14 protein-coding genes are annotated in these 12326 nt (G+C 47.9%); 11 read left to right on the forward strand and 3 right to left on the reverse strand.

Annotation, left to right across the window (positions count from 1 at the left end; all coding sequences use genetic code 11):
• Nucleotides 1-158: 158 nt before the first annotated feature.
• The 3 genes from HUX64_RS17155 to flgA all read right to left on the reverse strand — a co-directional run bounded on the left by HUX64_RS17155 (nt 159) and on the right by flgA (nt 1804).
• The gene (locus tag HUX64_RS17155; RefSeq protein ID WP_174627428.1) at nt 159-659 is read right to left on the reverse strand and encodes a flagella synthesis protein FlgN; all 501 of its coding nucleotides are present in this window, start codon (nt 657-659) and stop codon (nt 159-161) included.
• The gene (flgM, locus tag HUX64_RS17160; RefSeq protein ID WP_174627429.1) at nt 656-970 is read right to left on the reverse strand and encodes a flagellar biosynthesis anti-sigma factor FlgM; all 315 of its coding nucleotides are present in this window, start codon (nt 968-970) and stop codon (nt 656-658) included. Before flgM ends, HUX64_RS17155 begins: the two co-directional genes overlap by 4 nt.
• A 93-nt stretch (nt 971-1063) precedes the next feature.
• A complete protein-coding gene (gene flgA, locus HUX64_RS17165; protein WP_246247103.1) occupies nt 1064-1804 on the reverse strand; it encodes a flagellar basal body P-ring formation chaperone FlgA in 741 nt (246 codons plus the stop codon).
• Between the two features lie 296 nt (nt 1805-2100).
• On the opposite strand from flgA, the gene flgB reads away from it, so the two are divergent.
• The 11 genes from flgB to flgL are packed head-to-tail and all read left to right on the forward strand — an operon-like array spanning nt 2101 to nt 11983.
• Nucleotides 2101-2493, forward strand: a complete 393-nt coding sequence (gene flgB / locus HUX64_RS17170) for a flagellar basal body rod protein FlgB (protein ID WP_174627430.1) — start codon at nt 2101-2103, stop codon at nt 2491-2493.
• 2 nt (nt 2494-2495) lie between these two features.
• The gene (gene flgC, locus HUX64_RS17175) at nt 2496-2912 is read left to right on the forward strand and encodes a flagellar basal body rod protein FlgC (protein ID WP_174627431.1); all 417 of its coding nucleotides are present in this window, start codon (nt 2496-2498) and stop codon (nt 2910-2912) included.
• 12 nt (nt 2913-2924) lie between these two features.
• The gene (locus HUX64_RS17180; RefSeq protein ID WP_174627432.1) at nt 2925-3599 is read left to right on the forward strand and encodes a flagellar hook assembly protein FlgD; all 675 of its coding nucleotides are present in this window, start codon (nt 2925-2927) and stop codon (nt 3597-3599) included.
• Nucleotides 3600-3614: 15 nt separating this feature from the next.
• Nucleotides 3615-4889, forward strand: a complete 1275-nt coding sequence (gene flgE, locus HUX64_RS17185) for a flagellar hook protein FlgE (RefSeq protein WP_174627433.1) — start codon at nt 3615-3617, stop codon at nt 4887-4889.
• Between the two features lie 21 nt (nt 4890-4910).
• On the forward strand, nt 4911-5651 hold the full coding sequence (flgF, locus tag HUX64_RS17190; RefSeq protein ID WP_174627434.1) for a flagellar basal-body rod protein FlgF: 741 nt from the start codon (nt 4911-4913) through the stop codon (nt 5649-5651).
• Nucleotides 5652-5707: 56 nt separating this feature from the next.
• A complete protein-coding gene (gene flgG, locus HUX64_RS17195) occupies nt 5708-6496 on the forward strand; it encodes a flagellar basal-body rod protein FlgG (protein WP_174627435.1) in 789 nt (262 codons plus the stop codon).
• Nucleotides 6497-6510: 14 nt separating this feature from the next.
• A complete protein-coding gene (gene flgH, locus HUX64_RS17200) occupies nt 6511-7185 on the forward strand; it encodes a flagellar basal body L-ring protein FlgH (protein ID WP_174627436.1) in 675 nt (224 codons plus the stop codon).
• Between the two features lie 9 nt (nt 7186-7194).
• Nucleotides 7195-8301: a flagellar basal body P-ring protein FlgI gene (locus HUX64_RS17205; protein ID WP_174627437.1), complete on the forward strand. Its 1107-nt coding sequence runs from the start codon at nt 7195-7197 to the stop codon at nt 8299-8301.
• Nucleotides 8302-8333: 32 nt separating this feature from the next.
• Complete coding sequence (flgJ, locus tag HUX64_RS17210) at nt 8334-9335, forward strand: flagellar assembly peptidoglycan hydrolase FlgJ (protein WP_174627438.1); 1002 nt, start codon at nt 8334-8336, stop codon at nt 9333-9335.
• 42 nt (nt 9336-9377) lie between these two features.
• Nucleotides 9378-11033 carry a flagellar hook-associated protein FlgK gene (flgK, locus tag HUX64_RS17215; protein ID WP_174627439.1) on the forward strand — a complete coding sequence of 552 codons (1656 nt, stop codon included), beginning with the start codon at nt 9378-9380 and terminating at the stop codon, nt 11031-11033.
• 8 nt (nt 11034-11041) lie between these two features.
• Nucleotides 11042-11983, forward strand: coding sequence for a flagellar hook-associated protein FlgL (gene flgL / locus HUX64_RS17220; RefSeq protein ID WP_174627440.1), 942 nt, complete (start codon nt 11042-11044; stop codon nt 11981-11983).
• Nucleotides 11984-12326: the final 343 nt, after the last annotated feature.

Here is a 12326-nt window from a genome sequence, read left to right on the forward strand (position 1 = left end):
CGGCACTATCCAGTTCTTCCACAGTGAGTCGATCCGATACCTTTAAGGCGACGTGAGACATAGCATTTCTCCGGAAACTCAACCCTATTCAACTTAGACTCCGGAGATTTCATAAGATTCGTATAATATGTTTGGGTCGCCAGCTTTTTCAGCAAAAACTATACTGAAATCAAGGAGCGGGTAAACGGCTCACTTTTACTTGAACCGTCGGGGCCGTAAGTATTTGCCGATTGCGGCTTGCCTTTTAAAATGTGCAGTGAGCGATCAACGTGGCGTTTTAAAAGTTCTATGCTTGCGCCATTTTGTTCATTCAGGCTTCTACACTTGGTCCAGAGTAATCTCATTTGCGCCCAATTGTCGGCCATTTCACTGACAGCCAAACCCGCTGTTTCGGCTCTTTGAAAATATTCTTCAATATCTTGCTGATTATTAGCCAGCTTTTCTGTGGCCAGTAGTTGGCTCAACTGGGTATTGAACTGCTCCAGTTGCCCAACCAGATGCTTTTTGCTGGCGACGATATTAATAATTGATTCAGCATGCTGCATTGACTTTAAAGCCTCGGCTTCGAGGTTAAGCTGGTCATGAAGCTGTTGCGTTAAATAAAGCCCATTAAGAATGAGCCGCGCTGTTATCGGGCAGGTATTTTCTATTATTGTCATGTACTGTCATCCTGAGCCAATAATTTTTCAAACTGAATTATTTTTTGCGCAATTCGTTCAGCGTTGATGGGATAATTTCCATCAGCAAGCGCCTTTTTTACGGCATTAACCCGGTCAATATCCACTGCCGGCAACGCCGATGATGAGGCAAAAGCCTTTTTTATTTCATGGGCAATGGCAGTAATCGCAACACTGTCATTTTTTTCAGGGCTTTTAATGGGCCCATTTTTGGTATCGCCGGCTTCAGTTTTTGGCTCGGTTTTAATGATGAGCTGACTCTGGGTTCTGCCTGTTATTGATTCGATAGCCATTTGAAATTCCTCAGTATCTTTTATTTGTACATGCGTATCGGCAGGCTGGCAAAAAACTTTAACTGTTATTTAACATTGCTAATTTAACCGAGCTTAATAATTAACAGCAACCAGCCCGGATTCTACGACTGTCGCATTAATAATGCGTCCCGAGTTCTGATTCTTGATCCTGATAGTTTGGCCTTTGGCGCCATCCATTACCGCTATGCCGTTCATGCGGATGGCAAAAGCCGGTTGTATGGCGCTGATAATGACTTTATCTCCTCTTTTAATGAGCTTGGGATCGACAAAATTTCTCAGGCTAAGAATCGTCCCGGCCGGCATTTGGCGAATAGCCTGTTTGTTTTCCACTTGTTGCGCTTCAGTGAAAAAATCATCTCTGAGATTGGAAACATCCCGTTTTTCCAGCGCAAGATGTTGTGAAGTAATAATTTCTCCCCGTTGTACAGGCTTCGATAAGACCAGAACCTGTTGATAGAATTTAATGACGGAAGAAGTGAAAATTGACCATTTCGTTTGTGCCGGGCAGCGTATACCGATCGAATTCCGGCCTGCTTTTATCAAGCCGGTTGTAGTAAATGCTTCCAGCGGTTCAGTACATTCCGGCAGCTTTAATTGGCTGTCAACGGGTATCAGGCTGATTTCATATTCAGCAGAAGTGTTTATCTTTTGCGCGATAAAATTTTTAACAGCCTCACTGATAGATGCGGGTGATTGACTGCGTTGGTCGGCATAGCCTGGAGCAAAAAAAGTCCAGAATAGTATCAGCATGATAAATATATTTTTAATCATCGGAAATGCCCGGTTAATGACTCTTCCAAAACTAATAAGCATTATTAATGCCAGGCAAACTTACGCTAATTACCTTAAGCGACAGGCAAAAGTTGGATCCTGGCGGTTGGTTGTGGCAATTAATTGACGCATCGTTCGCTTTGTTTTGACGTTTTAATCATTGATAAACGAATTAACGGCCATTTTTTGCCGAATTATTCCTTTTACCTGAAAACCGTGCCTGCTTGTTTTCGGATTAATGCCATTTTTTATATATTATCTTATTGATATTTAAAATCTTACAATCAACTGGTATGTGCTGTGCTTTATTTTTAACAGACTACTTTGAGGTAACTATTATGGCAATTAATTTTGACAATGCACTTGGCGTTCACCCTCAGGCGCTCGCTTTGCGGGAACGGCGCAGTGAGGTGCTTGCGGCTAATTTAGCCAATGCAGATACGCCGAACTACAAAGCCCGTGATCTGGATTTTAAGTCTGTGCTAAAACAAACCACGTCGGCTGAAAAAACTATGGAGCGTAGGCAAGCCGGACATTTTGCTCCCCCGCAGCAATTATTGGGCGCACAACTTATGTACCGTAATCCCAACCAGGTTTCCCTGGACGGAAACACGGTTGAGTCTCATGTTGAACAGGCTAAGTATGCCGAGAATGCGGTGCAGTATCAGGCCAGTTTGCAGTTCATCAGTAACAAATTCTCCGGGCTGATGATGGCCTTAAGAGGGCAATAGCCATGTCCGCTTTTAACATATTTGATATTGCCGGCAGCGGCATGAATGCCCAGTCGGTAAGGCTTAATCTGGTTGCCAGCAATATTTCCAATGCCAACAGCGTCAGCAGCAGCCTGGGTCAGGTTTATAAATCCAGACAGCCGGTATTCGCAGCAGCATTAAGAAATGTCATGGATAAACAGGATGCCGCGGGCAAGGTGAAGGTATTAGGTGTGGTGGAGAGTCAGGCGCCCGCGGTCAGGGAATATGCCCCTAACCATCCGATGGCCGATAAGGACGGTTATATCTTCAAACCCAATGTCAATACGGTTGAAGAAATGGCCAATATGATGTCGGCATCCCGTTCTTACCAGGATAATGTCGAAGTGTTGAATACGGCAAAACAAATGCTTCTGCAAACGTTGAAAATGGGCCAGTAAGGAGATGAAAAAATGAGCAGCATAAATCCCTACAGCGGTTTGGGCGTGGCAATTCTTGATACTGCGACTGCAGCCGAAACTAAAAAAAAGGCCCTGGGCCAGGATGAATTTTTGAAGTTAATGACCACCCAGATGACGCATCAGGATCCGACCAAACCTATGCAAAATGGCGAGTTCCTATCGCAAATGGCGCAGTTTGGAACAGTGTCCGGCATTCAGGATTTACAGCAATTATTCAAGGATTTTTCTGCCTCGATCAGCTCGGACCAGGCGCTGCAAGCGGCCAGTCTGGTGGGCCGGTATGTTTCAGCTCCCTCCGATGAAGGTCTGCTGGCGGCCGGTGGAGAAATTAAAGGCAAAATTGAACTGCCTTCCAGTTCTCCGAATGTCAGCGTAAAAATTCTCGATGCGACTGGCGATATTGTAAAAATTATCCCGCTGGGCGGCCATTCAGCAGGATCAGTGCCTTTTACCTGGGATGGCGTGAATGCAAATGGAGTTCCTGCTTCTCCCGGTGTTTACAAGGTCCAGGCGGAAGCCGGCGTGGATGGCGTCAATACGGCGTTAAAGCCGGAGATTGAGTCTCAGGTAGAGAGCGTCTCCATGGGCAATGGCACGAATGGCGTACAGGTTAATTTAAAGGGCCTGGGCGCGGTCAGTTTCAATCAAATAAAACAGATTCTGTAAGTCAGGAGACAGGCAATGAGTTTTACCACAGCATTAAGCGGATTGAATGCCGCGTCAAATAATTTATCCGTAACCGGCAATAATATTGCCAATGCCAACACAACGGGTTTTAAAAAGTCGCGCTCCGAATTTGCTGATGTTTATGCGAGCAGTCTTGGCGGTGTGAATAAAACTCAGCCGGGCGCCGGCGTCAGAGTCACTGAAGTCGCGCAGCAGTTTAATCAGGGCAATCTGGACTTTACTGAAAACAGTCTGGATATGGCGATCAGCGGCGAAGGCTTTTTCACTCTGGCCAATGATCCAGCTGATCTTAAATCGCTTGTTTATAGCCGTTCCGGCGCCTTCAGGGTTAACAAGGATGGTCTTGTGACCAATACCCAGGGGCAGGCTTTGCTGGCCTATTCCCCAAACGGTACAGCGGTTAGTGATGGCTTTAGTCAGGGAGTTTTGAAAACAGTGTCGCTAAATACAGGCGCAGGCCTGCCGGTTTCGACGAAGAATGTTGAATTACAGGTTAACCTGGATAGTAACAATACTGTCCCGGTTACTGCTACCTTTGATCCACTGGATTCAACTTCCTATAACCAGCAGTCATCGGTATCGATTTATGATTCCCTGGGTGAATCGCATACCTTAACGACTTATTTTGTAGCGGGGCCCGTGACAGGCGGTGCCACAAGAGATTGGAAAGCATATCATTACATTACCGATGACCCGGCAATTCCCGTATCGATAGATACCGGCGGCATACCGGCAACCTTGACTTTCGATTCAACCGGAAAATTAACAGCTCCTGCCAATGGGCAGGTTCCTTTAGCCCCTTATTCGACCGGAACGTCGGCAGCAGATATTACCGCCAGGATGAACTATTCGGGTTCCACGCAATTATCCGCGCCCTTTAGCGTGGATGCGTTAACGCAGGACGGATTAGCGGCCGGTAAATTAACAGGCATCTCTATTGATGATGAAGGAGTTATTTTTGCCCGTTTCAGCAATGGCGGCGCAACCCCGTTAGGCAAGGTGGCTATGACCCGGTTTCCCAATCCTCAGGGTCTGTCAAAACTGGGCGATACCAACTGGGCGCAAAGCGCCAATTCAGGGGAACCTATTCCCGGTGAAGCCGGCACCGGCAATTTCGGACTGATTCAGTCCGGGGCGCTGGAGCAGTCCAATGTCGATCTGTCGGCGCAGCTGGTCAATCTTATTGTTGCCCAGCAGGCTTATCAGGCCAACTCGCAAACAATCTCGACTGAAAACAGCATCGTCCAGACAATTTTGAATATTCGTTAAACCTTTAAGTAGGAAGCAGTCATGGATCGAAGTTTATATATAGCAATGAGCGGGGCCAAACAAACCCTGTTGGCGCAAACGGCAAACGCCAATAATCTGGCGAATTCACAGACTACCGGCTTCAAGTCGGATTTGGAGCAATTTCGCAGTATGCCCGTATTCGGTTCGGGTTTTCCTAGCCGGGTCTATGCCATGACCGAACGGCCGGGAACTGATTTTTCTCCCGGTGCCATACAGACAACAGGACGTGAACTGGATGTCGCCATTAATGGCGAGGGCTGGTTTGCGGTTCAGGGTGCGGATGGCAGTGAAGCCTATACCCGAGCCGGTGATCTGCGCGTTACTCCGGAAGGGCTATTGCAGACCAGCGCAGGATTGCCGATGCTGGGCCAGAATGGGCCTGCGTCCATTCCGCCGGCTCAAAAGCTGACAATAGGCGAAGACGGCACAATCAGCATTATTCCCCTGGGCTCCAATGCAACGACCCTGGCAGTGGTTGACCGGATTAAAATGGTTAAGCCTGCGATGGATAATCTGGAAAAGCATGAGGACGGCTTGCTGCATCTCAAGGATGGAAAACCGCTGGCAGCCAGTGCCGGGGTCAGTTTGGTATCAGGGGCCTTGGAAGCCAGTAATGTCAATGCCATCCAGTCCCTGGTGGAAATGATAGAACTGGCAAGAAATTTTGAGTTGCAAACCAGGGTAATGAAGACTACAGATGAAAATTCCGGCGTTAGTTCCAGGTTAATGCAGATGGCATAAACCCTGGGCTCAATATCTAGTGTAAGTCAATATCTTGTCAAAATCAGGAGTTTATCATGACAGAACGAGCATTATGGGTAGCTAAAACCGGTCTGGATGCCCAGCAAACCCGCATGGCCGTTATTGCCAATAATCTGGCTAACGTAAATACCACCGGCTTCAAGAAATCCAGAGCCATATTCGAAGACCTGGTTTACCAGAATATACGGCAGGTGGGGGCGCAGTCCACGCAAAATACCCAATTACCGACGGGGCTGCAGCTAGGAACGGGTGTTAGAACGGTTGCGACAGAGAAGCTGCATACCCAGGGAAATATTCAGCAAACGGAAAATTCCCTGGATATCGCTATCAACGGACGCGGCTTCCTGCAAATTCTTATGCCTAACGGCGATATAAACTATACCCGCGATGGTTCACTAAAACTGGATTCCACGGGCCAGCTTGTCACTTCAGGCGGCTTGACTCTGGAGCCTTCGCTTACGGTGCCTGAGGATGCCATCAGCGTCACGATTGGCCGTGACGGGACAGTCTCTGTCTTGCAGCCTGGCAATGCTGCGCCCGTTGAAGTCGGGCAAATTCAGACCGCTGATTTTATTAATCCGACCGGCCTTGAGCCGATTGGCGAGAACCTGTTTCGGGAATCCGTTTCCAGCGGGCCGCCGATTTTGGGCACGCCGGGTGAACAGGAATACGGGCCTTTGCTGCAGGGATCTCTTGAAACCTCAAATGTAAATGTGGTGGAAGAATTGGTCAACATGATTGAAACGCAGCGGGCTTATGAGATGAACTCGAAAGCGATTTCAACGACTGACCAGATGTTGTCCTTTGTGACGCAGCAATTATAAATCGAGGTGAGGGCATGATTGCTTATAAACCGGCTTTTCTGCTTATAGTCGGACTATTACTCGAAGCGTGTACGCCATTGCCGCAAAGAGATCCAGCCTTTGCCCCGGTTGCGCCGGCGGATTTAAGGGCGCCTGCGCAAAATTCCGGGGCCATCTATCAAGCCGGATACGATATGCGCCTGTTTGAGGATCATACGGCAAGAAGAGTCGGCGATGTTTTGACCATCAAGCTGCAAGAGCTAACTCAGGCGAAAAAGAAAGACGATCTTAATGCTAATAAAGATAACAGTTTGTCCATAACAGCGCCTACTATATTAGGCATGACTGCATCGGCTTTATTAGGTAATGACATTGAAACCAGTATGAAGTCAGCAAAACAATTTAAAGGAACCGGGGGGGCAGATCAGAGCAATAGCCTGATCGGGGATATTTCTGTCACGGTAGTTGAGCTTTTGCCAAATGGCAATTTAAAAGTGCGCGGCGAGAAGCGCGTTACCCTGAATCAGGGCGATGAGTACATCAGGTTATCGGGAATAGTCCGCCCTGTCGATATCGATGTGTCCAACACTATTTCTTCAGATAATGTCGCCGATGCGACGATTATGTATACAGGCAATGGCGCAATGGCTGACGCCAGCAAGATGGGCTGGCTTTCAAGGATTCTTTTTAGTCCCTGGTTTCCCTTCTGAGTCATAACTATGAACAATGCCTACAAGCCTTTTATTTGTCTGCTACTGGTTATTGCCTGCGATAATCCGGTTTATGCCGAACGCATCAAGGATATTGCCACCATTGAAGGTGTGCGCACTAATCAGCTGGTGGGATACGGGCTGGTGGTCGGGCTGGCTAATAAATCCGGCGATAAAACCACGACATTTGCCGGACAAAGTTTGCGCAGCATGCTGGCGCGCCTTGGGCTTAGATTGCCGCCCGGTTTTGATCCGAAAGCAAAGAATATAGCGGCAGCGGCTATTTATGCAGAATTACCGCCCTTTGCCAAGCCGGGGCAGCAAATTGATGTTACGGTCTCTTCGCTTGGCGATGCAAAAAGTTTGCGCGGCGGCGTGTTATTAATGAGCCCGCTGAAAGGCGCCGATGGGCAGGTATACGCTATCGCTCAGGGTAATCTGGTGGTCGGCGGCTTGAGCGCATCAGGGCAGGATGGGTCGAATATTACCATTAACAATCCCAATGTCGGCCGCATTGCCAACGGGGCTACGATTGAGCGCGTCGTCAATATGCCCTTTGCCGATGGCAATGCCTTGATTTTTAATCTGCACAATTCGGATTTTACTACCGCGAGCCGCATGGCGGAAGCCATTAACCGGGTATTGGGTCCCAATACTGCAAAGCCGATCGACGCCACTTCGGTAAGGGTTAATGCGCCGCTGGATTCAGGACAAAAAGTAACCTTCGCTTCAATGATTGAAAATATGATGGTTGCTCCCGATGATGCGCCGGCGCGTATTATTATTAATTCCCGCACCGGAACGGTTGTTATCAACAGCAAAGTCCGGGTGCAGCCTGCCGCGGTTTCTCACGGGAGTTTGACCGTTACTATCAGTGAAAATCCGCAGGTCAGCCAGCCGAATGCATTTTCCAATGGCCAAACCGTGGTGACGCCGCAGTCGCAAGTAAAGATCGAAGAAGAAAAAAACCGCATGTTTTTGTTTAATCCCGGCGTTTCACTGGATGAAATTGTCCGCGCCGTAAATAATGTGGGCGCCGCGCCCAGCGATCTCGTCGCTATTCTTGAAGCCCTTAAAGCGGCGGGCGCACTGCGCGCCGAATTAATTGTGATCTAGTCGGAGATTATTATGTTACCTGGGAGATGGTCATGCTAGGCGTGCAAAATGCCGATGTTTATACCGATTTTAATGGCTTGTCCAAGTTAAAAAGCGAGGCCAGGAAACAGTCGCCAGAGGCAGTGAAGGAAGTAGCCAGGCAATTTGAAGCCATCTTTCTGAGTAATGTGCTTAAAGGCATGCGCGAGGCTAAACTGGCTGACGGTCTTATGGATAACGACCAAAGCAAGTTTTACAGCGAGATGTATGATCAGCAGTTGGCCATGCATCTCTCAGGATCGCCGGGCCTGGGTCTTGCCGACTTGATCGTCAAGCAGCTTGGCCGTGACCAGCCTGAGAATGAGAAGTCTGCCAATGAGAAAAACCAGAAGCTGGAGCTTGAAGATTATTTGAACAGATCGGCCGGCACGCCAAAAGTTATTTCAGCGCAGCGCAGTGGGATCGACAAGCAAGTAGACAATGCGGCTGATAATCAGAGCAAGAGCCCGGTTGAGGAAATTTTTAATACTCCTCTAAAGAATGAATCTGCCCTGCCGATAGAATCAGCAGGACAGTTTATTAATCAGTTGCAGCCGTATGCCGAACAGGCGGCCAAGCAATTGGGAGTGGAGCCCAGGGTGATATTGGCGCAAGCGGCGCTGGAAACGGGTTGGGGCCGTGCATTAATAAAAAACAGCAATGGCGGCAGCAGTTTCAATTTGTTTAATATTAAAGCCGATAAAGACTGGCACGGCAAACAGGTTCAGGTAACTGCGCTGGAATTGGATCAAGGCATTGCCAAACAGGTTAACTCGGGATTCAGATCCTATGATTCATTTCAGGAAAGTTTTCAGGATTATGTGGATTTTATAAAAAGCAATCCCCGTTATGGCGAGGCATTAAAACAGGCGGGTAACGCAAATCACTATATGCAGGCATTACAACAGGCAGGCTATGCGACAGATCCGCACTACGCCGACAAGGTCATGGGTATTTATCAAGGCAATGCGCTCGCAGGTTTTAAGCCTGATACTGTCATTGCCATGAATCCATGATTATCAATAAGCCGGTACAATCATCAGAATTAGGACGCTAACATGGTAGGCATTTTAGCTACATCATTATCCGGACTTACGGCAGCTCAGCATGCCTTGGAGACGACCAGCCATAATATTGCCAATGTCAACACCGAAGGCTACAGCCGGCAGCGGGTTGAGCTTGGCACCAGGCCGGCGGAATTTACCGGTGCCGGCTATATCGGCCAGGGCGTCAATGTAAATACGGTTGCCCGCAGCTATGACCGGTTTATTACTAATCAGCTGACTTCCAGCACTTCCGCATTTTCTGAATCAGATGCATTTCATGCGCTGGCGTCCCGCGTCGATAACATTGTATCCAATGAAGCGACCGGTTTGTCTCCGGCTTTAAAGTCGTTTTTTAATTCTGTGAATGAAGTCGCCAATGATCCCTCGTCCATACCTGCCCGGCAAGTACTGGTTTCTGAAGCTGAATCCGTGACGCAGCAATTTACTACCCTGTCATCCCAATTTAGGGATTTGCGTCATCAGACTAACAATCAGTTGCAGGGAACAGTTAATGATATAAACTCATTTGCACAAAGCATTGCTTCGCTGAATGCGAAAATTGTTCTGGATTCAAACCGCGCATCGCATGAACAGTTACCTAATGATCTGTTAGACCAACGCGATGCCCTGGTAGCAAAACTTGCAGAAAAAGTAAGTGTTTCCACCGTTGCGCAACAGGATGGATCGTTGACTGTGTTTATCGGCAGCGGGCAATCGCTGGTATTGGGCGCGACAACAGCTACTGTGTCTTTGACAGAATCAAGTACTGACCCTTCTCATAAAAACATTCTGGTAGCCGGGCAGGATATAAGCCGGAATATTACCGGCGGTGAACTGGCCGGCGCTCTTAAATTTCGCGATGAAGTACTGGACCCGGCTCAGCAGCAGCTCGGTTTGCTGTCAGCGGGATTTGCTGTTGAATTTAATAAGCTGCATGAGACGGGATTCGATTTAAACGGAGCTGCCGGAAAAAAATTATTTGGTTTCGGAACGCCGGCGCTGACTGTGCCAATAACACCGGATCCGACTAATTCAACGGGCAGTTCAGTTACAGCCGTTTATGACCCCGGCACTGCAAGCCAACTTTATCCAAGCGATTATATGCTGAGTTATGACGGCAGCAATTATTCCTTAAAAAGGCTGAGCGATAATACGACAAGCACTTTTGCAGGTCCGGCCGCAACTATAAACGGGCCTGGATTCATTTTGTCAACCTCGGGAGTTTCTGCTAACGACAGTTTTTTAATCAGACCGACATTTGATGCGGCCCAAAAAATAACTTCCCTGATTACTGATCCGGATGAAATTGCGGCAGCCGGAACCGGTGCGCCAGGAGCTCCTGTACCTGGAGATAATGCTGTAGCATTAAGCCTGGCCGGCCTTGAAAATGCCCCTGTTTTGCTGGGTGGAAAAGCCACTTTCAGCGATGCCTATGGCCAACTCGCAGCAAAAGTCGGTACAGTAACGCATGCAGCAGATATCAGCCGGTCAGCCCAGGAAGCATTATTCAATCAGGCAAAACAATCCAGGGAAAATCTGGCAGGCGTCAATCTGGATGAAGAAGCTGCCAATCTGATTAAATTTCAAAATTCCTATCAGGCTTCGGCTAAAGCGATTGCCGTCGCCAGTTCTTTATTTGATACGTTAATCGGGGCTATCCGGGGGTAAGGACTATTATGCGGATTTCAACTTCATGGGCTCAGCAATTGGGTGTTAATTCGCTTCTTGATCAGCAATCAAAGGTCAGCGAATTGCAGATGCAGCTGTCTGCTCAAGAAAAGATTCTGAAACCTTCCGATGATCCGGCGGCTGCGGCTCGAATTATTGATCTTGACCAGGGCATAAAACAGACGGAGCAGTACCAAAGCAATATCAATGCCGCACGGCAGCGGCTTTCCCTGGAAGACGGCATATTGCAGGATGCGGTTAATGTTCTGCAGAGAGTGAAAGAGCTAGGTATTCAAGGATTAAATGATACCAATTCGCCAAGCGACCGGACTGCCATCGCCGTGGAGCTCGAAGGTCTCAGCGACCATTTAGCCGGTCTTGCCAATACCAGAAATGCAAATGGTGAATATCTGTTTTCGGGGTTTAAAAGTGATACTCAGCCATTCAGTAAAGACACGGACACGCCCCCGCTCCATGTTGGCGCCTATATTTATTCAGGAGATTCAAATCAGCGCAATATTCAAATAGGCACAGACAGGCAAATTTCCGACGGCGATTACGGTATTAATGTTTTCGGGGCTCCTACCGGTCCGCTACCCGCAACAGTGCCGGCCCCCGGATCTATAACCAATATTTTTGAAGCCATTGGTAAACTGGCTGCCGATTTGAGGAGTAATGCGCCGGACTCTGCATCTCTGGATGATATTTCTTCAAGTCTGGATAGAATGTTGACTACACAATCATCAGTTGGAGTCAGGCTGAATGCACTGGATAGACAGGAAGATCTGAATTCTGCTTCCGTGCTGGAGCTTAAAACAGTTTTATCGCAAACAGAGGATCTGGATTTTACCGAGGCTATCAGCAAATTTAATCTGCAGACGGTATCATTACAGGCTGCGCAGCAGGCTTTCAGCCGCGTACAAAATTTATCATTGTTTAATTATCTTTAAGGCCGTATTTTTTACTGAAGCCATATATAAGATATGGTCTGCTCCTGCTCCAGTTTCCGCATCGAATCATCGGTGTTTAATTTCAATCAGAGTACCAACCGCTCACCCACAGTTTTAAAAGCTAGTAGTCTGAGAAGTTGACCCGGCATTATTTAGTCGCTTTCCGGGTATAAAGCGTCAAGGATAACAGCGGATAACTTGGGTATTCCGGGTGCTGCAATTGTGATACGGTTCGCCATCGAATGAATAGTTGAGGGACTCAATGAAGCCACCTGTCTTTGTTGCGATAGCGTTCGGCATAAAACCTGGTCCGGATGGTACGCAAAACGATTTGAACGTGATC

The sequence above is a fragment of the Candidatus Methylobacter favarea genome (genome assembly GCF_902806695.1).
Classification (GTDB): Bacteria; Pseudomonadota; Gammaproteobacteria; order Methylococcales; family Methylomonadaceae; genus Methylobacter_B; species Methylobacter_B favarea.

Excerpts from the sequence above, each read along its gene's own strand:
- flgJ (WP_174627438.1), top strand. The coding sequence starts at position 8,334 with ATGCTAGGCGTGCAAAATGCCGATGTTTATACCGATTTTAATGGCTTG.
- flgA (WP_246247103.1), bottom strand. The coding sequence starts at position 1,804 with ATGCTTATTAGTTTTGGAAGAGTCATTAACCGGGCATTTCCGATGATT.
- HUX64_RS17155 (WP_174627428.1), bottom strand. The coding sequence starts at position 659 with ATGACAATAATAGAAAATACCTGCCCGATAACAGCGCGGCTCATTCTT.
- HUX64_RS17180 (WP_174627432.1), top strand. The coding sequence starts at position 2,925 with ATGAGCAGCATAAATCCCTACAGCGGTTTGGGCGTGGCAATTCTTGAT.
- flgH (WP_174627436.1), top strand. The coding sequence starts at position 6,511 with ATGATTGCTTATAAACCGGCTTTTCTGCTTATAGTCGGACTATTACTC.
- flgM (WP_174627429.1), bottom strand. The coding sequence starts at position 970 with ATGGCTATCGAATCAATAACAGGCAGAACCCAGAGTCAGCTCATCATT.
- flgK (WP_174627439.1), top strand. The coding sequence starts at position 9,378 with ATGGTAGGCATTTTAGCTACATCATTATCCGGACTTACGGCAGCTCAG.
- flgG (WP_174627435.1), top strand. The coding sequence starts at position 5,708 with ATGACAGAACGAGCATTATGGGTAGCTAAAACCGGTCTGGATGCCCAG.
- HUX64_RS17205 (WP_174627437.1), top strand. The coding sequence starts at position 7,195 with ATGAACAATGCCTACAAGCCTTTTATTTGTCTGCTACTGGTTATTGCC.
- flgL (WP_174627440.1), top strand. The coding sequence starts at position 11,042 with ATGCGGATTTCAACTTCATGGGCTCAGCAATTGGGTGTTAATTCGCTT.
- flgF (WP_174627434.1), top strand. The coding sequence starts at position 4,911 with ATGGATCGAAGTTTATATATAGCAATGAGCGGGGCCAAACAAACCCTG.
- flgE (WP_174627433.1), top strand. The coding sequence starts at position 3,615 with ATGAGTTTTACCACAGCATTAAGCGGATTGAATGCCGCGTCAAATAAT.
- flgC (WP_174627431.1), top strand. The coding sequence starts at position 2,496 with ATGTCCGCTTTTAACATATTTGATATTGCCGGCAGCGGCATGAATGCC.
- flgB (WP_174627430.1), top strand. The coding sequence starts at position 2,101 with ATGGCAATTAATTTTGACAATGCACTTGGCGTTCACCCTCAGGCGCTC.